Genomic DNA, 21,843 nt, shown 5'->3' on the forward strand with positions numbered 1-21,843 from the left:
TCAACCTCCAATGGCTTCGGCCGGATCGACCTTGAGTGCTATGCGAATGGCGACGAGGCTAGCTAGAACGCAGATCACGAGCACGGCAAAAAAACCGGCGACAGAATCCATTGGCGTGAGCAGGACATATTTTGGAAAAGCCGGTGCTGAAAAGGTGGCTGTGATCTTGCCGACCACGAAGCCAATCACGCCCAGGGCGAGCGCCTGCTGCATGATCATCGCGGCGATGGTTCGGTTGCGTGTGCCGATGAGCTTCAACACCGCGATCTCACGGATTTTGTCCATCGTCAGCGAATAGATGATGAAGGCAACGATGGCCGCGCTAACGATGGCCAGAATCACAAGGAACATGCCGATCTGCTTGGCCGAGGTGGCGATCAGCTTGCCGACGAGGATGTCTTCCATCTGTGCCCGGGTGTAGACCGTCAAACGCTTCCAGCGCTGGATGGATTCGGCAACCTCGTCCGGCGCATGACCAGGTTTCAGAGTGACCAGCACGGCATTGACGAACGCGTTGCTGCTCTGTGAAGCAATCACGGCATCCAGCAAACCTGGATCACCGGGTCGATTGAAGACCGGGTTGGCTTCGGTGCGACGCCGGCTTTGCCAGATGGCATCGTTGTCCTTGAGGAACTGGGCCTCCTGGGCATCTTTGAGCGGAATGAATACCATCGGGTCGCCGCTGGACGACACCATACGCCGTGTCAGCCCCACGACGGTGTAATGATTGCGGCGAATGGTAAGACGATCTCCCAGTTTGAAGCCGGTGGCGATGTCGGCCACAGCCTCGTAGTGACCGCGCGTGATCTGGCGTCCAGCGACGAGATAAGGAGGCCATCCGGGTGTAGCCCCCAACGCACCGGGCGCGATGCCGACCACCATGGTGCGTACATCACTCTCGCCCTTGCGTACCTGCATGGTCAGGTAGGTCGCGTTCGCTGCCTGTGAGACTCCCGGCATGGCGAGAATGGCGCGATACACGTCATCGTTGAGGCTGGACGACTCCGCATAAGGACCCAGAGTATCCTTTTGCACCACCCAAAGGTCAGCGCCACTGTTGTCGAGCAACGCCTTGCCGTCGTCCACCATGCCTCGGTACACCCCAGCCATGACTAGGGTGACGCCGATCAGCAGACCCAGACCGATGCCGGTGAAGACGAATTTCCCCCAGGCATGGAGAATGTCGCGGCCGGCCAGGCTGATCATCGTGAAACTCCCGGGATATGCTCGACCACATGGATGCGGCTGCGCGCCGTCAGTGCCTTTTCGCTATAGGTCACAACCTGGTCCCCATTCTTGAGCCCTTCGCGCACCTGCACGTAACCATTGAGGTCGGAAGTGCCGAGCTTGACCGGGGAGAAATGCAGATCACCATCCACGATTTGCCAGACACCAACTTTATCGCCTTCACGCTGGACGGCAGCGTTGGGGATCAGTGGAGCGGCCGGGAGCGCCGGCAAGTCAACCGTGACTTCGGCCAGTTCACCCACTGGTGGCAAAGGTTCTGGTTTGTTATCGAATGTCACCTTGGCAAGCGTTTCCTCGGTTACCGCGTCGGCCTTGGGTTCCACCCGCAGCACGCGACCTTTCAAGGTCTGGCCACCACGCGAACGCAGGACGATATGAGCCGGCAGCCCCCCAGCCAGCCCCGATGCGCTGATCTGGTCGAAGCGCACATTGATCCACAAACTCTTGGGGTCGATCACTTCCACCACGGCCTGGCCCGCGACGATGGTCGTGCCGGGATCGGCATCGCGCACGGCGACTACACCGTCGACCGGCGCGATCAGGCGCAGATTGCTCCGCTGCGCGACGAGTGCTTCGCGGTCGGAGCGTGCCCGGGCAATATCTTCCCGAGCGGCGGATAGGGCGGCATCGGCGATCTGCAGTTCCTGCCGCTTGGTGGTGACGATTTCCTCGCTGGTCGAGCGCACCGCAAACAATTGCTCATAGCGGCGCGCCTGGGTTTGCGCGTAGGCTTGCCGGGCTTCTGCCTCGCGCAAAGCCGCTTCCGCCCGCTTGAATACAGACTCCTGTGAGCGCACCCGATCATCAAGGTCGACCGGCTCCATCTCGCCGAGCACCTGTCCGGCCTTGACCTGGTCGCCTACATGCACCTCCAGGCGTTTGACGCGCCCGGCAAACGTCGGCCCGATCTTGTAGGTGTAGCGCGCCTCCACCGTGCCGATGCCGAACAGCGCCGGTGTGATAGCCCGTGATTCCACGCTTGCCACCGTCACAGCGACCGGGGCGAGCGGCCCTGATCGCAGACCGACATAAATAAAAAGCACCAGCAAAGGAATGATGACGGCAAGCAGTGCCAGGGTGCGGCCTTGCAAGGGTAACTTTTTCATTGCGCACTCCTTATGCCACGCCGATAAATTGCAAAGACGCGCGGCGCATCGCGGTGCATACGTCCCACATCACCCGCCAACAGCGATTGCATGACCAAGCCCTGGATCGTGCCAATGAACAGCGTTGCCGCCGCCTCGTTGTCAAGCGAGGGAGACAACTCGCCGCTGGCCTTGCCTTTCTCGATGAGACGATGCAAACGTTCGCTGTAGCGCTGAATCAAGGTTTGCACCATGCGCTTGGCCGGTGTCGATTCGGCACGCTGAAGCTCACCAAACATCATTCTTGGCACGCCTGGGTGCTCAGCTACGAATTCGATATGACTCATGAACATCGCCTCCATGGCTGCCAAGGGCGACTCGATTCCTTGTGCGGATCGATCGATTCTGGCTAATAGGCGCTCTGCTACCCACTCCATGACCGCCTGCCAAATAGCTTCCTTGTTCGGGAAGTGCCGAAACAGCGCACCCTGGGTCAAGTTCATGTGTTTAGCGATAGCCGCAGTGGTTATCTCGCTTGGGTTTTGTGAACCGGCAAGCGCCACGACGGACTCGACAGTTACGGCACGACGTTCATCGGCCGGCAGATGCTTTGGATGGGTGTCCACGAGCACTCCTTGTAAGATAGTAATTGATTACTATCTTACCACAAGAGGCAACTCAAACAAGAGAAAACCCGACGTACTCGTCAATATCTAGAGTCTGCAATGGGCTTAACGTGCTTTATTTAATGAGATGGTCACTCCCTCCTTCCCGGTATTATGCTGAGGACAGGCTTTCATTCGGAGAACTATCATGGAAAACATTGCGCTCATTGGTATCGATCTGGGTAAAAACTCTTTCCATATTCATTGCCAGGATCGTCGCGGGAAGGCTGTTTACCGTAAAAAATTTACCCGGCCAAAGTTGATCGAATTTTTGGCGACATGCCCCGCTACAACCATCGCAATGGAAGCCTGTGGCGGTTCTCACTTTATGGCACGCAAGTTGGAAGAGTTGGGGCATTCCCCAAAGCTGATATCACCACAATTTGTCCGCCCGTTCGTTAAAAGCAATAAAAACGACTTTGTCGACGCCGAAGCTATTTGTGAAGCTGCATCGCGTCCGTCTATGCGTTTTGTGCAGCCCAGAACGGAATCTCAGCAGGCAATGCGGGCTCTGCATCGTGTCCGTGAATCCCTGGTTCAGGATAAGGTAAAAACAACCAATCAAATGCATGCTTTTCTGCTGGAATTTGGCATTAGCGTTCCCCGAGGAGCTGCCGTTATTAGCCGACTGAGTACCCTTCTTGAGGACAATAGTTTGCCTCTTTACCTCAGCCAGTTATTGCTGAAATTACAACAGCATTATCACTATCTTGTTGAGCAGATTAAAGATTTGGAATCCCAGTTGAAACGAAAGTTGGACGAAGATGAGGTTGGACAGCGCTTGCTGAGCATTCCCTGCGTCGGAACACTGACAGCGAGTACTATTTCAACTGAGATTGGCGACGGGAAGCAGTACGCCAGCAGCCGTGACTTTGCGGCGGCAACAGGGCTTGTACCTCGGCAGTACAGCACGGGAGGTAGGACGACATTGCTGGGAATTAGTAAGCGAGGTAATAAAAAGATCCGAACTTTGTTGGTTCAATGTGCCAGGGTATTCATACAAAAACTGGAACACCAGTCTGGCAAATTGGCCGATTGGGTCAGGGATTTACTGTGCCGGAAAAGCAACTTTGTCGTCACTTGTGCTCTGGCAAACAAGCTGGCCAGAATAGCCTGGGCCCTAACGGCACGACAGCAAACTTATGTAGCATAACGGCAGAAATACACCGGTTTAAAGAATTACTGATCTGGTTTTGCGAATACTGATATTGATGATACTAACGGCCCACCGGCCTGTTGAGGAACCTGTAAAACGGAAAGGCTCATTGAAGCCGTATATTTTCTGGAGGTTCATCAGGCGCGGAACTCATCAAGGCGCGGGAATAAAATCCCATTCAGACGCCGGATAGATTCAAGCAAGCCAACTTGTCGTCAAAATCGGTGTTGCAAAAACGGGAGTGACCATAGATTCCGTTTTCTGAGACGTCCCCAGTATGGCAACCACGATCAGTCTGCTGGAGCCGGTTATAGCCGCACTGCTGGCCGTTGTGCTCGTCGGTGAAAGGCTGCCGCCTTCCGGATGGGCAGGCGTCGGACTGATAGTTGCGTGTCTGGGGCTCATCACCGTTCCGGCTGGAAAGTTACGTTTCAGTCTGTTCCGGCAACGGAAAGAAAACTTTGAAATCGCAAAAAGGAAAGAATTATGAAAGATAAAGCGTCATTTGACTCATTTTCGGCTCTCGATATGCGTGCCGGTACCATCATCAGGGTTGAGGAGAGTAAAACATCAAAGCCCACCTGGCGCATGACTATTGACCTAGGACCAGAACTGGGAACAAGGGTGTCATGCGGTGCGTATACTAACTATGCAGCAGAAGACCTGCAGGAAACGCAGGTAATCTGCATCGTCAATCTGGGTACCATGAAGATGGGACCTGAAAAGTCAGAGGTGCTGGTACTTGGTGTGTCTGATGGTTCAGGCGGGACGATCCCGCTGACGACAGAAAAGCGCGTCAATAACGGTGAATGCGTTTTCTGAAAATCGGCAGATAAAGCCACGTATGGGCAAGAAAATGCTTCCTAAAAATTTCAGTGAATATGTCTGCTTATCGCTCAAAGCTGCCTGTCAAAGTGGTCAAGCTTCACATAGCTCAGAGGTACAAAAAATAACCTTAACGAATGGAAGGGACTTCCCCTGGATATGCGCCTGATTAACTCTTGTGCAATCATGGGGTAAACATAGCCCCGGAGGGATTCGTTATGACCATCACGACTGTCGGTATCGATCTTGCTAAAAATGTGTTCGCTGTTCACTGCGTTGACCAACACGGTAAAACTGTTCTGGTTAAACCCAAAGTATCGCGTGCTGCCCTTCCTGAGCTGATTGCCAGTTTACCTCCCTGTGTTATCGGGATGGAGGCATGCTCCGGGGCTCACTACTGGGCAAGGTTGTTTCGGCAATATGGTCATGAACCACGGCTGATGGCTGCTAAATTTGTATCTCCTTACCGCATGGCCGGTAAATCAGGCAAAAATGATGCAGCTGATGCTCAGGCTATCTGTGAAGCAGTTCGTCGCCCGCATATGCGGTTTGTACCAGTGAAGGATGAGAGCCAGCAGGCGATGCAATGCCTACACCGTATCAGACAGGGTTTTATCGAAGAGAAAACAGCAACATATAACCGATTGAGAGGTTTGATATCGGAATTCGGTGTCATCGCCCCACAAAGTACAGATGCCCTGCGTCACATGGTTTCTGAGCAGAAGAGTTCTTTGCCACTTCAGGTTCAACAATGTGTTAATGACCTGCTGGAACACATTGATCGTATTGAAGATAATATTACTGAATATGACCGGATTTTGTCCCGCATGGCAAAAACAGATCACCGCAGCCAGCGATTGATGGAACTGAAAGGGATTGGTCCCACAACGGCCTGTGCGCTGGTCGCCAGTATCGGTAATGCACACGATTTTAAAAATGGGCGACAACTGGCAGCCTGGCTGGGACTAACGCCATCGCAGTACAGCAGTGGTGGGAAATCAAAGCTTGGCAGGATAACTAAAGCTGGCGATTCGTATCTGCGAACGCTACTGGTTCAGGGGGCTCGTTCGGTTCTGATTGGTGCCGAGAAAAGGACTGATTTATTCAGTCGTTGGGTCTGTTCACTGGTCGATCGCAGAGGATACTGGCGTGCCGTTGTAGCCATCGCCGCCAAAAACGCAAGGCTGTGCTGGCATCATTGCATTACGGTGATGATTTCAGGCTGTACTCAGCCAGCTAAAGCACGAAACAAAATAACCATCTGACCTGCAATTCGTTGATGATAAAGGGTTAGACCCCGTGAGGCCTATCTGGCTATTGTACAGGATATACGTATCCGCTTAACGAACAAGAACCTCACGCGCGTCTTTCATCAGGGTCCGAATCGATGACGATTCATCATGGCCGTTTATAGTACCGCAGTCTCTCCCCTTTATTTTTACTGAAGAGCAGACAGAAACCATAAACACCGGCGTTGACACGCCGGGGAAGCCCTTATAGTACAATAATTTTCGAAATCCAACCCATCCCGCCTACAGGAATGACGGATTTTTCGGCGGTTCCGGCGTAGACCCACCACAACTGCTGTATAGCTTGTGGGTAAGTGATAATGAAGTGCAAACGAGATGGCGCAAATACTCTTTTGGTTTATCTTTTAATTACTTACGTATTAAAAGATAAACCAAAAAATAAAAGACATTACTGTTATCCCCTTTAAAAAGTGGATAACCGAACAGCATCGGCGCGAGCGCCTCAAAAGTAGCTCCCCACGCTAAAGCGCGGGGCATTCAGAACGGAATCCCTCGATGGCTAACAGCTCGCCTGTTAGCCATCGAGGGATTGGACAAATCCGGCCACGCCGGATACGTCAGCAAATATCGCTGAAGAATTAGCTTACACGCTCGTAAGCGGCTCTTACGACCCGCTAACGCGGAGATACGCCCCAACTGCGGCTTCGCCTTGTTGTGACCACTCCGACCGCGCACAAAAGCCTCTGAGCCGCTTTTAGCGGAATATGGCTTTGCAAGGTGAAGGGATGGATAGGCGATCCCTTTCGATCCCTCACTGGTATCGGCGGCTAACCCTCGGTGCTACCTGTCATTTCATCCTGCCGCCTTACATGCGCTAACGCGCATAAATCCCCGTTCCTCAGTGGAACGAAAACTCACGCTAACAGGGTAGTGACCGGGTAGCCACGATAACTGCCAACAAAATTAGCTTATAGGTTAATTCTACCTTGTCTGAAATTAGCCTATAGGTTAATATTAATAGAAATGGGAGGTCACATGTTTAGCGTTGTTTATCACCCGGAAGCCAGGGAAGAAGCCACAGCATTACCCGTAAAAATCAGGGTGAAGTTTGACCGTCTCATCGGCAAACTGGAGTATGACGCCCGATTACTGCGGGAGCCGGACACGAAGCCCCTGGGCGATGGACTTTTTGAGATCCGCACGATGGGGACGGACATAGCCAGGGGAATCTGGGTATACCACAAAGGCAATACCATCATCATGCTCCGTGTTTTCATCAAGAAGTCACAGAAAACGCCAGCGAAAGAAATCGATCTCGCCAAAAAGCGGTTAGCGGAGGTACTTAATGAAACTGGTAAGCCATAAAGAACTGCATAACGAGTGGATGCAGGACGATGAATATCGCGCTGCATGGCAGGAAGAAGAACGTAAGGAAAAGCTCAGGGAGCTGCTTGCTGAATGGCGCAAGCATGACAACCTGACAAAAGCGCAGGTTGCTGAACGCATGGGGGTTACACCTCCGGTTATTTCTCGCCTGGAAAACAACATCACCAAAGCCAGCATCGACACACTGACCCGCTACGCTCACGCCTGCGGCATCAAGAAACCTGTCATTGCCCTGTACTGAATAGCCAGCCCTCCGGGGCTGGCCTTTTTGTTTCGGTCAGTCCCAAAATTTTGTTAAAGCAAGTTTAAAATGTCACCTGTTTCTCCAAAGTTGAAATGTCACTTCTAAGCCAATCTATTTATACATAATCTTTACATCTTTCCCCGGTGACAAAGTGCTAATTGGTCTGTAATGTTCAATGTGTGGCAGGCAAGCCGCCGGTGACTTAGGGAAGGTGCGAACAAGTTCCTGATATGAGATCATCATATTCATCCGGAGCGCATCCCAGAGGGACATCATGAGCCATCAACTCACCTTCGCCGATAGTGAATTCAGCACTAAGCGCCGTCAGACCCGAAAAGAGATTTTCCTCTCCCGCATGGAGCAGATTCTGCCATGGCAGAATATGACCGCTGTCATCGAGCCGTTTTATCCCAAAGCGGGCAATGGCCGACGGCCCTATCCGCTGGAGACCATGCTGCGTATTCACTGCATGCAGCATTGGTACAACCTGAGCGACGGTGCCATGGAAGATGCCCTGTACGAAATCGCCTCCATGCGCCTGTTTGCCCGATTATCCCTGGATAGCGCCCTGCCGGATCGCACCACCATCATGAATTTCCGCCACCTGCTCGAGCAGCATCAACTGGCCCGTCAATTGTTCAAGACCATCAATCGCTGGCTGGCCGAAGCAGGCGTCATGATGACCCAAGGCACTTTGGTGGATGCCACCATCATTGAGGCACCCAGCTCTACCAAGAACAATGAGCAGCAACGCGATCCGGAGATGCATCAGACCAAGAAAGGCAATCAGTGGCACTTTGGCATGAAGGCCCACATTGGTGTCGATGCCAAGAGTGGCCTGACCCACAGCCTGGTCACCACCGCGGCCAACGAGCATGACCTCAATCAGCTGGGTAATCTGCTTCATGGAGAGGAGCAATTTGTCTCAGCCGATGCCGGCTACCAAGGAGCGTCACAGCGCGAGGAGCTGGCCGAGGTGGATGTGGACTGGCTGATCGCCGAGCGTCCCGGCAGGGTAAAAACCTTGAAACAGCATCCACGCAAGAACAAAACGGCCATCAACATCGAATACATGAAAGCCAGCATCCGTGCCAGGGTGGAGCACCCGTTTCGCATCATCAAGCGGCAGTTCGGCTTCGTGAAAGCCAGATACAAGGGGCTGCTGAAAAACGATAACCAACTGGCGATGTTATTCACCCTGGCCAACCTGTTTCGGGTGGACCAAATGATACGTCAGTGGGAGAGATCTCAGTAAAAACCGGAAATAACGCCAGAAATGGTGGAAAAAATAGCCTAAATAGGCTGATTCGATGTGTTTGCGGGAAAAAAATCGGCCCAGATCCGCGAAATTTTAATCAGCGAGTCAGCTTGGGAAGAAATGACCTGCTTATTCGCACCTTCCTTAATATAAAGACACAAGCAGAGACATTTTTGGCACGATATAAAAACGCTAAGTTAAAAAATCACTATGACGTGTTGGGTATCAAATGTTCACTGGCATAAACCTCTGTTTCTGATGTAAAACAGATTTTCTGAGGAGGCGTAAAACCTCCTCGTACTGCGAAATTGATTTAGTGATAGCGATCGATCACGCCAACCAGATAGTGGTCGGTTTGCTGCATGTTGATGCCCGCTTTTTTAGCGCTGCGGACTTCATCCAGAATGATTTGCAACAGCGTCCCGTCCACGATTTCCTCTTTTCTGTATCGCTTCAGGAAGTTAATCGCTGACTTATCGTTTGCTGCCTGGGCGTCTTCCGTCAAAGAGGTCAGCGCATTAATGCGCTTCTGGTAATCGCTTACCGTCTGCTCAAACAGATCTTCCAGCGTGGAAAATTCACCGCACCGGGCGTGTTGCTCCTGTAACACCGGCGTGGCGCCGCTCTGTTTGATGTATTCGTACATGCGCATCATTTGCGTCACCGTATTTTGCGCCTGATGACGCAAAAATAGTGCGGTGCCATTAAGGCTATTCTCGCTGCACCTCTGGCTGAGCTGAAGATACAAATTTGAGGTATAAAACTCCTGATTCATTTGCGCATTCAGTTTTTGAACTATTCCGCTAGCGATCATAGGACTTCCTTATTTCTTGTCATCTCAGAAAACGGTCACTCTTCGAAAAAACAACCAGAATAAAAGCGATTCTTTCGCTTTTTTTATTGCGCCTGGTTACGCAGTCATATTCATTTTAAGTCGGGATGCTCCTTATTTAAATATCCAACCCTACTATCGCATTTCTATCTGGCATTATTCTGTGATGGTGTTTCGATATTCACACTCCCTGTGCCAATCCTTTCTTATCGACAGTAGGAAACTTCCTCCGGCTATTCTGCTGAACACGATTAGGGGCACTGTTGCAAAGTTAGCGATGAGGCAGCGTTTTGTCTTATTCAAAGGCCTTACATTTCAAAAACTCTGCTTACCAGGCGCATTTCGCCCAGGGGATCACCATAATAAAATGCTGAGGCCTGGCCTTTGCGTAGTGCACGCATCACCTCAATACCTTTGATGGTGGCGTAAGCCGTCTTCATGGATTTAAATCCCAGCGTGGCGCCGATTATCCGTTTCAGTTTGCCATGATCGCATTCAATCACGTTGTTCCGGTACTTAATCTGTCGGTGTTCAACGTCAGACGGGCACCGGCCTTCGCGTTTGAGCAGAGCAAGCGCGCGACCATAGGCGGGCGCTTTATCCGTGTTGATGAATCGCGGGATCTGCCACTTCTTCACGTTGTTGAGGATTTTACCCAGAAACCGGTATGCAGCTTTGCTGTTACGACGGGAGGAGAGATAAAAATCGACAGTGCGGCCCCGGCTGTCGACGGCCCGGTACAGATACGCCCAGCGGCCATTGACCTTCACGTAGGTTTCATCCATGTGCCACGGGCAAAGATCGGAAGGGTTACGCCAGTACCAGCGCAGCCGTTTTTCCATTTCAGGCGCATAACGCTGAACCCAGCGGTAAATCGTGGAGTGATCGACATTCACTCCGCGTTCAGCCAGCATCTCCTGCAGCTCACGGTAACTGATGCCGTATTTGCAGTACCAGCGTACGGCCCACAGAATGATGTCACGCTGAAAATGCCGGCCTTTGAATGGGTTCATGTGCAGCTCCATCAGCAAAAGGGGATGATAAGTTTATCACCACCGACTATTTGCAACAGTGCCCTTCAGCTGATGGCATGCGCTTTGTCACGCCGGTGAAAACCGTCAATTCAGGACCTAACAGAAAATATTTTGGTTCCGGACGTGGCATCACCTGGTACAACTTCGTCTCTGATCAGTACTCTGGATTCCACGGCATCGTTGTCCCCGGCACATTACGAGATTCCATTTTTGTGCTGGAAGGCCTTCTGGAGCAGCAGACAGGGCTGAATCCGGTTGGGATCATGACAGACACAGCCGGTACCAGCGATATTATTTTTGGCCTCTTCTGGCTGCTGGGATACCAGTTTTCCCCCCGGCTTGCCGATGCTGGTGAAGCGGTATTCTGGCGAGTGGATAAATCGGCAAATTACGGTGCACTGGACGAACTGGCACGTGGTTGTGCCGATCTGTCGAAAGCCGAGGATCAGTGGGATGAGATGATGCGAACCGCCGGTTCGCTGAAACTGGGCACCATTCATGCTTCAGAACTCATTCGCTCTTTGCTGAAAAGCTCGCGCCCATCAGGGCTGGCACAGGCGATCATGGAAGTGGGGCGCGTCAACAAGACGCTGTACCTTCTTAATTATATTGATGATGAGGATTATCGTCGGCGGATCCTGACGCAGCTAAACCGGGGGGAAGGCCGCCATGCTGTAGCGAGGGCGATCTGCTACGGGCAGCGCGGTGAGATCAGAAAGCGCTATCGTGAAGGTCAGGAAGATCAGCTGGGGGCACTGGGCCTGGTCACTAACGCAGTGGTACTGTGGAACACACTTTATATGCAGGAAGCCCTGAGCTGGATACGCAGTAATGGAGAAGAAATCGGGGTTGAAGATATCGCCCGGTTGTCCCCACTGATGCACGGGCATATCAATATGCTGGGGCATTATACGTTTACGCTACCGGAGGATATTTTGAAGGGGGAACTGAGAGAACTAAATTTCAATTTAAACAATGAATTAACTTCTTAGCGTACGTTTTCGTTCCATTGGCCCTCAAACCCCGTTATTATAAAAATTTGAGGCGTGTTTTGCTCAGACCGGAAAGAATAATCGCATATCGTATATTCCACTGAAACCGTGTAAGAGGTAGTTATGAGTAAACAAATCATTGATATTGGTATTGCTGAATCATCCCGGGTGGAGATTGCAGACGGCCTGTCCCGGCTTCTTGCTGACACCTATACCCTGTATATAAAAACACATTACTATCACTGGAATGTAACTGGCCCCATGTTTAACAGCTTACATTTAATGTTTGAAAATCAATACAATGAGCTGGCCACTGCCGTTGATGATATCGCTGAACGTATACGCTCGCTCGGATGCTTCGCGCCCGGCACATATCATGAATTTTCACGTTTAACAGCGGTTAATGAAGATAAGGATATTCCGGCAGCAAAAAACATGATTGAAAATCTTGTCCAGGGCCAGGAGACCGTGGTTAAAACTGCACGCTCCCTGTTCCCGCTCGTTAATAATGCGAATGATGAAGCCACAGCAGATCTGCTTACACAACGTATCCAGTTACATGAGAAAACTGCCTGGATGTTGCGTAGCCTGCTTGAATAATGTCACCCCGTGGCAGCAGAAAAAACGGTTTGTCAGCCACAGGCTATTACTGACAGTGCAGAATCATCCGTGTTCCTGTGGCTGTTTTTTCTGACCGTCACAGTATTAAACACCATTGAATCAGTGGGTTAATCAGTGAATGCGTGAACGAGAAATACAGTCCGTGACGGGCATCATCGGCTGGTATATCCGGACCACTGTTGTTTTCCCGTTAAGGTATCGCAGGTTCCGGTCTGGCATTTCACAGCCTGAACAGGGTTAATGAGGCTTTGTTGAATAAATCGAACTTTTGCTGAGTTGAAGGATCAGATCACGTATCTTCCCGACAACGCAGACCGTTCCGTGGCAAAGCAAAAGTTCAAAATCACCAACTGGCCCACCTACAATAAAGCCCTCATCAACCGTGGCTCCATAACTTTCTGGCTGGATGATGAAGCTATTCAGGCCTGGTATGAGTCAGCAACACCTTCTTCACGAGGCAGACCTCAGCGCTATTCTGACCTTGCCATCACGACTGTGCTGGTCATTAAACGCGTATTCAGGCTGACCCTGCGCGCTGCGCAGGGCTTTATTGATTCCATTTTTTCTCTGATGAACGTTCCGCTACGCTGCCCGGATTACAGCTGTGTCAGCAGGCGGGCAAAGTCGGTTAATGTCAGTTTCAAAACGCCCACCCGGGGTGAAATCGCACACCTGGTAATTGATTCCACCGGGCTGAAGGTCTTCGGTGAAGGCGAGTGGAAAGTCAAAAAGCATGGCCAGGAACGCCGCCGTATCTGGCGTAAGCTGCATCTCGCCGTTGACAGTAAAACACATGAAATCATCTGCGCTGACCTGTCGCTGAACAACGTTACGGACTCAGAGGCCTTCCCCGGGTTAATCCGGCAAACCCACCGGAAAATCAGGTCAGCCGCCGCCGATGGCGCTTACGATACCCGGCTATGTCACGATGAACTGCGGCGTAAGAAAATCAGCGCGCTTATCCCTCCCCGAAAAGGTGCGGGTTACTGGCCCGGTGAATATGCAGACCGTAACCGTGCAGTGGCTAATCAGCGAATGACCGGGAGTAATGCGCGGTGGAAATGGACAACAGATTACAACCGTCGCTCGATAGCGGAAACGGCGATGTACCGGGTAAAACAGCTGTTCGGGGGTTCACTGACACTGCGTGACTACGATGGTCAGGTTGCAGAGGCTATGGCCCTGGTACGAGCGCTGAACAAAATGACGAAAGCAGGTATGCCTGAAAGCGTGCGTATTGCCTGAAAACACAACCCGCTACGGGGGAGACTTACCCGAAATCTGATTTATTCAACAAAGCCGATACAACTACTGTCTGTTTAAGGGACTACATCACTGTCCGCTATCATCACTATTGGTAGACCAGGGATGTTTATATTAAAAGATTATTCATTCCAAATACCTATAAAGAAAATTCGACAGTGTCAACTATCGATCAATAGGATTAGGGAAGGTGCGAACAAGTTCCTGATATGAGATCATCATATTCATCCGGAGCGCATCCCAGAGGGACATCATGAGCCATCAACTCACCTTCGCCGATAGTGAATTCAGCACTAAGCGCCGTCAGACCCGAAAAGAGATTTTCCTCTCCCGCATGGAGCAGATTCTGCCATGGCAGAATATGACCGCTGTCATCGAGCCGTTTTATCCCAAGGCGGGCAATGGCCGACGGCCCTATCCGCTGGAGACCATGCTGCGTATTTACTGCATGCAGCATTGGTACAACCTGAGCGACGGTGCCATGGAAGATGCCCTGTACGAAATCGCCTCCATGCGCCTGTTTGCCCGATTATCCCTGGATAGCGCCCTGCCGGATCGCACCACCATCATGAATTTCCGCCACCTGCTCGAGCAGCATCAACTGGCCCGTCAATTGTTCAAGACCATCAATCGCTGGCTGGCCGAAGCAGGCGTCATGATGACCCAAGGCACTTTGGTGGATGCCACCATCATTGAGGCACCCAGCTCTACCAAGAACAAAGAGCAGCAACGCGATCCGGAGATGCATCAGACCAAGAAAGGCAATCAGTGGCACTTTGGCATGAAGGCCCACATTGGTGTCGATGCCAAGAGTGGCCTGACCCACAGCCTAGTTACCACCGCGGCCAACGAGCATGACCTCAATCAGCTGTGTAATCTGCTTCATGGAGAGGAGCAATTTGTCTCAGCCGATGCCGGCTACCAAGGAGCGCCACAGCGCGAGGAGCTGGCCGAGGTGGATGTTGACTGGCTGATCGCCGAGCGTCCCGGCAAGGTAAAAACCTTGAAGCAGCATCCGCGCAAGAACAAAACGGCCATCAACATCGAATACATGAAAGCCAGCATCCGTGCCAAGGTGGAGCACCCGTTTCGCATCATCAAGCGGCAGTTCGGCTTCGTGAAAGCCAGATACAAGGGGCTGCTGAAAAACGATAACCAACTGGCGATGTTATTCACCCTGGCCAACCTGTTTCGGGTGGACCAAATGATACGTCAGTGGGAGAGATCTCAGTAAAAACCGGAAATAACGCCAGAAATGGTGGAAAAAATAGCCTAAATAGGCTGATTCGATGTGTTTGCGGGAAAAAAATCGGCCCAGATCCGCGAAATTTTAATCAGCGAGTCAGCTTGGGAAGAAATGACCTGCTTATTCGCACCTTCCCTAGAGCGAGCACTGCCAGCGTTAATTTACGACAGTTGAAAATCCCCAACGATTTCCTTCATCGTTAATCACAGTAAAGTCTATCTTATTATTCAGCATTTCAGGAGGTGCTGACTTAAAAATTACCTGCCGGGAACGCGGTGAAACCACTATTCCAGTTATGGAATAGTCTCCTGAAGTTACATTAGCCAGAGATATGTTCCAGGAACTCTGATTAACAGCATAAATCCCCCCACTTTCATGGTGAAAACTTAGAAGATTGATGCTTTTTTCAGTCAACACGCCTATGTTTTTCGGTCTCCATAGGACTTTTAGCTGATTTCTTAACGTTAAGCGCACTTTTTCACCAGTTGGGCTATTTTTCAACTCCGCTGGAACCTGGTACACGTTGAGCCAGAATAACGACTCATAATCGTTGGCAAGCCCCGCCCCAGTCGTCATCACCTTTATCTCGCGTTGTTCACCGGGGAGAATTTTTAGCACCGGGGGAAGCACGATAAAAGGCGAGCTGGCCTGAGATGGCCCTTTCTCTGGCGTGCCGTCATCTACCCAACTTTGAACCACCACGGGATAATTACCGTCGTTGACTAACATCACCGAGCGTTGAGTCTCTCCGTGGTTGAAGATGACCCGAGTAGTACTGATGTTAACCGCTGCCTGCACGCCAAATGCCAACATCCAGAGGCTACTGAATACGCAATAAAACTTGTACATGTGACTGGTAGCCCCCCGCCGTTAACGTATCTGCACCAAAACTTGCCAGACGAGCTTCGAAGCTTTCGCTGTAGTAATTGATGCCATCCTGGCTGCCATTTTGCTGCGTATTGCTGCCAATGACTGGCATCCAGCCGCCTTCGCTACCGCTGCCGACAGTTGACACCGCCATAAAATCCACCGGACTACCCGCACGGTAAACACGCACGCCAACGCCGCGAGCCCGCCCGGGAGCGCCATATTGCGTATCTAATAGCCAGGTTACGGTTTTACCAGTAATCAAATTAAAACCCCAGGCGCTGTTGACGCTGCTTTCCGGTGCAAGCAGCCCCATTGCGACATTGCTCTTCCCGGTCGCCACACCGGAAACCACCGTTGATTCGCAGGCAAATCCTATCTGGAAGGGCGCTGATGAATACTCCCCCTGCTTGAGCTGGGCCACGGAAATTGGCGGCAGATGCACAACGGGCGTAAAATCGGTAACCTGACACATTGCTGCACGTTTGACGAAGATCCCGTTATTGTACAGGCTAATCACTGACGGCCAGTCATTCGCCCAGCCAGCCCAATTTCCTCCACGGTGTGGCTGACCTATCTTGATACCCCACGAAGTCGTACCGGGCCCACGAAAAACCACGTAAGCATTTGGATTCACATAACTATTGTAAGTAGTAGACTGCGCCTGGTTGGCGTAGTAGCGTGTATCCAGCGTTTTAATCAACTCGGCACTTATCGTCGAGAAGTTCTTGGCCTTAATCAGGAAGTTGCCATTGGTATCAAGATCCAGGTTTTCCAGTGGGCGTTGCTGCCAGCTGTCGGTAAAGACGCTGCCTGTCGCATCGTGCGTCAAGCGTAATGCGACGTTTTTCATGATGGTCAGATACGCGCCAGGTACATCCGTTGCTTCATACCAGCCAGCCACGGTGTCATCGCCGTTAGTTGACCAGGCTTCATAGAGTTGCCCGGCGGTGTCCGGTGTACAACGGAAAAATACCTGCTCAGGATCGTAACCGCCGCCTTTATGGGCATAAGTGGTAAAAGGGATCCCGCCGCTGGAGGTCAGGATCGTCCCTGCCGGCTGAAAACTGCTATTACTGGTGATATCGACAGACTTACTCAATCCCGGCAATAGCCCGTTCCAGGCATCGTTGCCGCCGCCGGAGCGCCAGTCATTGGCAATGCCGTCCGTACTTGCACTAAGCCTGTGCGTGCCTTGTGCGCCACTACTTCCTGATTTATATGGATAAATAATGTATTCACAGGCGGCCTGTATCTGACAAGAAAACAGCGCCAGCACCAGAAAAAATAGTCTCATGAACGCCCTTTTGTTACGCAAGCTACCGTTAATGCAATTAACGGTTCTGAACGTTGTTGTTGGTTAAGTTTCCACGGCAACGAACAATCACTGCTTTCCAGCATCAATAGTCCCTCTTCGTCTTCAACGCGGGCATATACCTGGTTCGCCTGGGCAACCATCCCGACTACACGACCTCGACCGTCGGTCACTGCCGCTCCCATCGGTAACGTCACGTCACTCTTCACAGTGATGAGTAGCGGATAACCAGAGAGCGTTGCAAAACGCAGTTTTACTGCGGCCCCTGCCATTGGCGCAATGCGCCGTTGACTCTCCTGAAGCTCTGCGTTGGAGTTCATTCCACTACCGTCGAGAGTCACATTGTTATAACGATAAGGTGTCAATGAGGGGACCAGCGCATAACCCCCGCTGTTGACGGTTGCACCCTGTCCGCCCCCGACTCTGGCTCCCGCAGCGCCTGGCGCTTCCACCAGGGCAAATGTGTCGCCAACCCACGGGCCGGCAACAATCCCATGGCGATGTACAACGAGCGCCCCGCGTACCCCTGCAGACCATTGCTGATAGTTTTGTGACTGTGAGACGCTGCCGTTTAGCGTGCCGAAAGCCGTATTTTTTTGCAGTGAACCACCCCAGTCGGTCACGCTGTTTGACTCACCTTGCCCCTGTTGCCAGCCAGTAGACAGCGCGTAATTAAGGGTTTCATCCTGATCAAGCGCACCAGACAATGCCAACTGCGCATTGCGCCCAGCCTGTTGAGCCTGACTCGCCGACAGCGCCAGCGTATGCTCACGTTCGCCTATACCCAAAGGCATTGAGACGGTAAGCGTTGCCATGTTTTCTTTTTGCACTTGTGAACGGTCGCCGTTACGCCACCAGGTGTCCTGTCGGCTGAATGACATACCTAGTGTCATTCGTCCAAAGGTGGTGTTATACCCAGCCTGCAACTGAGTGCTGCTGCCACGGTCACTGTAGTAATCCATCATTGATCCCGACAGCCATAGGTTTCCGTAGCTGCTCAACGTTTGGTTCACAGTAACGGTAAACTGGTTTTTTTGACGCAGCGTATCCGAGCGCCATTGCGTATTGCTTCCGCTGACGCTTCGCTCACCCAGAACGTCACCGTAGTCACGATACCCTTCTGTGGAATAGCGATAACCCGCCAGCGCGACGTGAGTTCCTGTCGGGGTGAACGTTTTGCTCCAGTTGGTTTGCAGCCGCCAGCCACTCATGGTTTGAGAAGCAATCCGGGCCCGCGAACCGGTAACATCGACACCAAAAGCGCCCATCGACGTTGCCAGAACGCCTCCCATCAGGAGTGCCTGATAGTCGTCGCCGATCCGCAAAGCGCCATTAGCGGTCAGGAGATTCGTCATCCCGCGCTCAAGCGTGAAATCGGTAAACAGACCATCGGCGGCGCTGTAATCCCGGGTCTTACCTGCCACCAGACCGTAGCGCCAGACGCCGGGACGCAGTGATAAAGGTACGCTGGCATATGGCACGGTATAGCTACTCTTTTTGTTATCGGCGCCGGTGATTTCAACTTGTAAATCACCGTCCCAGGCTGTATTCGGCAAATCATCAAGTACAAAAGGGCCTTGTGGTACGCTGGTTTCGTAAAGCGTTCGACCATTCTGCTTAACCACAACGCGTGAAGGTGTAGATGCCGTACCACGAATTTCTGGGGCGTAGCCGCGTCGCGACTGTGGCCACATTCGTTGATCGGTTTCCAGTTTGACACCTGTAAACGCCATGCTGCCAAGCAGATTTCCCGAGGTGTAGCTTTCGCCTACCGTCAGTAAACTTTCCAGAGATGCGACAGGGTGTTGAAGCCAGGTTTGCAGCGCATCCCAACGTTGGCTTTCTCGATCGCCATCGCGCCGCCAGTTGGCAGACGACTGTTGGCGAAATTGCCAACTCCCCATGTTGAAGCCGCTGCTCAGTCCCAGCCAACCATAATCACTTTGCTGACCGTTATTTTTATTGTGATAGGCGTGCAGATTGTAGTTACTGAACAACACGCTCTCGCCGCTTTGCCACTGCGACGGCGGTACATAATACATGGGGGTACGTTTTAATGCCGCCTGAGGAACGCTGAGATTCAGACGCAATAAGCTCTGGTCAAAATCCCAGCGTCCACCGCTGATCCGAGCTTCAGGGGCGAAGCAATCCTGCGCTTGTTCCGACGCTGCTGTTACGCCCTGTTCATCCCAGAATTTCGCCGGAAGACAGGGTTCGGTACGCCCTGCTGTATTCTGGCGAAACAACACATCATCCCTCCCTACATACCGTCCATTGAGCCAGATATCCACGCTATAACGTCCCGCGACCACCGCATCCGGATCGTTGAGCATTGCCAGGCTTTTTTCGTAACCACTCCCAAGCAACAATGTTTCGTCAAAGGTGTAATTGCTGGCAAAAACAGGCATCGCAGCTGGCAAAAAAAGCCACCACCAGCGTGGATTAGTTTCGGACATTGTCCTGTTTCTCCAATGCCACGCGCCCGCTTAATGAGGCTCCCTGATCGTTAATCCAGCGCATTTGCGCGTCATTCACTTGCGAAATTTTTGCAGGCCACGACATTGTCGCCCACGGTGCGATCGTTTCGCTCTGAATGCGCTGTTTTTTTCCCGCACCGCTGACGTCAAGTGACGAGAGCGCAAGATAGAAACCACTGTTATTGCGTAAATGCAGCTTGCCATTCTGCAGCCAGATCCGGCTGGTGTTCGCCATCTCCAGCGGCGAACCCACCAGCCCTTTGGGTCTTACCAATACTTTTACGCGACTACGTACCAGCACCAGAAGCTGGTTATCGTTTTGCGCATCCTTATTTATGGGCGGGATCTGAATGAAGTTAAACCACCATAGCGATTCCCTGTCCTGTGCAACGGGTTTGCCGATGTAACGCAGCCGCACAGTTTGCCCCGCGTGGGCCGCCATCCGAAAGACCGGTGGAGTGGTGACAAAAGGAGCGGCCGCAGTTTGTGGTACGGATTGTGCATCGCCATCATCAAGCCAAACCTGAACGACACCAGGGACGTCGCCGCGATTAGTTAATTGCACACTGACTTCCCGGCTGTCTGCCGGATAGATTATCCGGTTGCCGGTCATCACTATGCTTGCCTGCACGCAGAAGCACATCATCATTCCAACTAAACCAATAGCCAATCCTTTCATCACGCAGATCTCGCTTACAAATAGGAAATGGCGTATTGCACAGTGCCGACAACTGTCCCGGCGGTTGCTCCACCGTTCGGGCTAAAATACTGCACGGCAAAGTCGTGCTCACCGGACGTATTTCCGGCCGCAACGGTGATTCCTGCAATTGGAGTTCCAGTACGCAAATCAATCGGCGTAGTGCCCGCGCTATCGGTCAGTAGTTGTAATTCAACATTTTGCGCTGTACCCGTATTAGCTAGGTTTCCACGCTCGGTCATATTATTTGCAACGAAGACGGTTTTAATATCCAACGCATTAGAATCAACAGTACAACCAGTAACGCCGAGGGTGAATGTTGTCAGGCCTGCTGAAGATGCTGCTGCCGCGAGATCGCTTTTCGCAACCGACGGCAGTAATACTACCGGCCGTGCATTTACACCGTTAACCGTGACCTCGCAAGTTTGTTCGGTCACTTCGCCTTTAAAGGTGATGGTATTTGCTGAATCAGCATACGCTATCTGCGCAAACAATAACGCAAGGCCACCAGCTGCAAATATGTAACTGGTATGAGGATTATTGATTTTCATATTGTCTGTCCTTAATTAATAAATACATCGGTATCGTAATAAATAATTCAATAGTCCCTCTCCGCTGAGAGCGGAGTATTTATTGAGGGATACAGCGACGCCAGTAATGTCTTATGACTCCGTAGGATTAACCCTACGATGATTGCTAGTTTAAGAATAATCCCAGAGATTAAAACCTTTGTTTTCTCAAATCATATTAGGTCGGTCTTAAATAAGATCTAAATCTCGATGCTTTCGATGTAAATCATTGTTTATATTAAATTTTATCTACAGGCGTAATTTCCCTAAGAAAAATTTTCTTAACCCGAATTAAACACGATAAAGACCATATTCATCACAGGTTAATGCAGCCATAGCCAACCTTTTGACCGTTTAGTCTTAAAGTTAATCTTCGTTATTACCCGTGTTCGTACTGGTGTTAACATAACTTGCCCGGGTTAATTCAACCTGGCAAAGTAGCACATAATTTTAAGATGAGAGGAATGTTTAACCGAGATAACGTTATATTTTCCTCATAAATTGAAGCGTCAATGCAGTCTACTCAGCGTTGTCTTCGGTGTAAAAATAAATTGCCACCCCCTAATGTAAAGAAATGAAAATACAATCTTATTCATAGAAAAGTATGAGTGAAGTCGGCAAAGGAAAAACCATAGTTATGATCATCACAGAAATGTAATGTGAGAAAAAAACAACACATCTAACCCTTACTACGCTCAAACTTGCGACGCAGCAGACCTTGACTATGCCTGATAATTCAAGAGAGCAAGTGTGTCTCTTGCACACAAATAGCAAACTTTTAAACCTGCGACTACATTATTTCGCGATGTGAAT

19 protein-coding genes and 3 pseudogenes are annotated in these 21,843 nt (G+C 51.3%); 12 read left to right on the plus strand and 10 right to left on the minus strand.

Features of this window, described 5'->3' with window-relative positions; translation table 11 throughout:
- From C2U41_RS08890 to C2U41_RS08900, 3 genes are read right to left on the minus strand one after another with little or no spacing between them, the layout of a single operon-like run.
- A complete protein-coding gene (locus C2U41_RS08890) occupies positions 1 to 1,206 on the minus strand; it encodes an ABC transporter permease (protein ID WP_000624215.1) in 1,206 nt (401 codons plus the stop codon).
- Entirely contained in the window at positions 1,203 to 2,354 is a 1,152-nt protein-coding gene (locus C2U41_RS08895) for an efflux RND transporter periplasmic adaptor subunit (protein WP_016236501.1), read from the minus strand. Before C2U41_RS08895 ends, C2U41_RS08890 begins: the two co-directional genes overlap by 4 nt.
- A complete protein-coding gene (locus tag C2U41_RS08900; protein WP_000379506.1) occupies positions 2,351 to 2,959 on the minus strand; it encodes a TetR/AcrR family transcriptional regulator in 609 nt (202 codons plus the stop codon). The genes C2U41_RS08895 and C2U41_RS08900 overlap by 4 nt, the downstream gene beginning before the upstream one ends.
- A 187-nt stretch (positions 2,960 to 3,146) precedes the next feature.
- Here C2U41_RS08900 and C2U41_RS08905 point away from each other — a divergent pair, with 187 nt between their 5' ends.
- From C2U41_RS08905 to C2U41_RS08935, 7 genes and pseudogenes are all read left to right on the plus strand, one after another.
- Positions 3,147 to 4,151 carry an IS110-like element IS4321 family transposase gene (locus tag C2U41_RS08905; RefSeq protein WP_022542389.1) on the plus strand — a complete coding sequence of 335 codons (1,005 nt, stop codon included), beginning with the start codon at positions 3,147 to 3,149 and terminating at the stop codon, positions 4,149 to 4,151.
- Between the two features lie 277 nt (positions 4,152 to 4,428).
- Positions 4,429 to 4,644, plus strand: a pseudogene (locus C2U41_RS08910) (EamA family transporter); the annotation flags it as partial.
- A complete protein-coding gene (locus C2U41_RS08915; protein WP_047359273.1) occupies positions 4,641 to 4,976 on the plus strand; it encodes a protein secretion chaperonin CsaA in 336 nt (111 codons plus the stop codon). The pseudogene C2U41_RS08910 and the gene C2U41_RS08915, both read left to right, overlap by 4 nt.
- 221 nt (positions 4,977 to 5,197) lie before the next feature.
- Positions 5,198 to 6,219: pseudogene (locus C2U41_RS08920) on the plus strand (IS110 family transposase).
- A gap of 1,045 nt (positions 6,220 to 7,264) precedes the next feature.
- The gene (locus C2U41_RS08925) at positions 7,265 to 7,594 is read left to right on the plus strand and encodes a type II toxin-antitoxin system RelE/ParE family toxin (protein WP_000493286.1); all 330 of its coding nucleotides are present in this window, start codon (positions 7,265 to 7,267) and stop codon (positions 7,592 to 7,594) included.
- A complete protein-coding gene (locus C2U41_RS08930; RefSeq protein ID WP_000780222.1) occupies positions 7,575 to 7,856 on the plus strand; it encodes a helix-turn-helix domain-containing protein in 282 nt (93 codons plus the stop codon). Before C2U41_RS08925 ends, C2U41_RS08930 begins: the two co-directional genes overlap by 20 nt.
- 277 nt (positions 7,857 to 8,133) lie before the next feature.
- A complete protein-coding gene (locus C2U41_RS08935) occupies positions 8,134 to 9,114 on the plus strand; it encodes an IS5-like element ISKpn26 family transposase (RefSeq protein WP_104427099.1) in 981 nt (326 codons plus the stop codon).
- 316 nt (positions 9,115 to 9,430) lie between these two features.
- Here the strand turns inward: C2U41_RS08935 and C2U41_RS08945 are convergent, their stop codons facing one another.
- Together C2U41_RS08945 and C2U41_RS08955 are read right to left on the minus strand one after the other, a co-directional pair.
- Entirely contained in the window at positions 9,431 to 9,931 is a 501-nt protein-coding gene (locus C2U41_RS08945) for a non-heme ferritin-like protein (protein ID WP_001752509.1), read from the minus strand.
- A gap of 326 nt (positions 9,932 to 10,257) precedes the next feature.
- The gene (locus C2U41_RS08955; RefSeq protein WP_001067855.1) at positions 10,258 to 10,962 is read right to left on the minus strand and encodes an IS6-like element IS26 family transposase; all 705 of its coding nucleotides are present in this window, start codon (positions 10,960 to 10,962) and stop codon (positions 10,258 to 10,260) included.
- A 65-nt stretch (positions 10,963 to 11,027) separates the two neighbouring features.
- On the opposite strand from C2U41_RS08955, the pseudogene C2U41_RS08960 reads away from it, so the two are divergent.
- From C2U41_RS08960 to C2U41_RS29955, 5 genes and pseudogenes are all read left to right on the plus strand, one after another.
- Positions 11,028 to 11,975, plus strand: a pseudogene (locus C2U41_RS08960) (transposase); the annotation flags it as partial.
- Positions 11,976 to 12,098: 123 nt separating this feature from the next.
- Entirely contained in the window at positions 12,099 to 12,575 is a 477-nt protein-coding gene (locus tag C2U41_RS08965; RefSeq protein ID WP_000043177.1) for a Dps family protein, read from the plus strand.
- Positions 12,576 to 12,917: 342 nt separating this feature from the next.
- A complete protein-coding gene (locus C2U41_RS08970; protein WP_001118619.1) occupies positions 12,918 to 13,841 on the plus strand; it encodes an IS5-like element IS903B family transposase in 924 nt (307 codons plus the stop codon).
- Positions 13,842 to 14,112: 271 nt separating this feature from the next.
- Complete coding sequence (locus C2U41_RS08975; RefSeq protein ID WP_032170067.1) at positions 14,113 to 15,093, plus strand: IS5-like element ISKpn26 family transposase; 981 nt, start codon at positions 14,113 to 14,115, stop codon at positions 15,091 to 15,093.
- Positions 15,075 to 15,308: a hypothetical protein gene (locus C2U41_RS29955; RefSeq protein ID WP_308457691.1), complete on the plus strand. Its 234-nt coding sequence runs from the start codon at positions 15,075 to 15,077 to the stop codon at positions 15,306 to 15,308. The genes C2U41_RS08975 and C2U41_RS29955 overlap by 19 nt, the downstream gene beginning before the upstream one ends.
- Here the strand turns inward: C2U41_RS29955 and C2U41_RS08985 are convergent.
- From C2U41_RS08985 to C2U41_RS09005, 5 genes are read right to left on the minus strand one after another with little or no spacing between them, the layout of a single operon-like run.
- The gene (locus C2U41_RS08985; RefSeq protein WP_103848682.1) at positions 15,262 to 15,918 is read right to left on the minus strand and encodes a fimbrial biogenesis chaperone; all 657 of its coding nucleotides are present in this window, start codon (positions 15,916 to 15,918) and stop codon (positions 15,262 to 15,264) included. The two genes, C2U41_RS29955 and C2U41_RS08985, sit on opposite strands and share 47 nt — an antisense overlap.
- Before the next feature lie 7 nt (positions 15,919 to 15,925).
- Complete coding sequence (locus C2U41_RS08990) at positions 15,926 to 17,269, minus strand: fimbrial protein (protein WP_103848683.1); 1,344 nt, start codon at positions 17,267 to 17,269, stop codon at positions 15,926 to 15,928.
- Positions 17,266 to 19,743 (minus strand): fimbria/pilus outer membrane usher protein, encoded by a 2,478-nt coding sequence (locus C2U41_RS08995; RefSeq protein WP_103848684.1) that lies wholly within the window; start codon positions 19,741 to 19,743, stop codon positions 17,266 to 17,268. Before C2U41_RS08995 ends, C2U41_RS08990 begins: the two co-directional genes overlap by 4 nt.
- Positions 19,730 to 20,443, minus strand: a complete 714-nt coding sequence (locus C2U41_RS09000; protein ID WP_225624046.1) for a fimbrial biogenesis chaperone — start codon at positions 20,441 to 20,443, stop codon at positions 19,730 to 19,732. The genes C2U41_RS08995 and C2U41_RS09000 overlap by 14 nt, the downstream gene beginning before the upstream one ends.
- A gap of 14 nt (positions 20,444 to 20,457) precedes the next feature.
- Entirely contained in the window at positions 20,458 to 21,012 is a 555-nt protein-coding gene (locus C2U41_RS09005) for a fimbrial protein (RefSeq protein ID WP_087878800.1), read from the minus strand.
- Positions 21,013 to 21,843 lie beyond the last annotated feature (831 nt).

The organism is Citrobacter freundii complex sp. CFNIH4, assembly GCF_002934505.1.
Classification (GTDB): Bacteria; Pseudomonadota; Gammaproteobacteria; order Enterobacterales; family Enterobacteriaceae; genus Citrobacter; species Citrobacter freundii.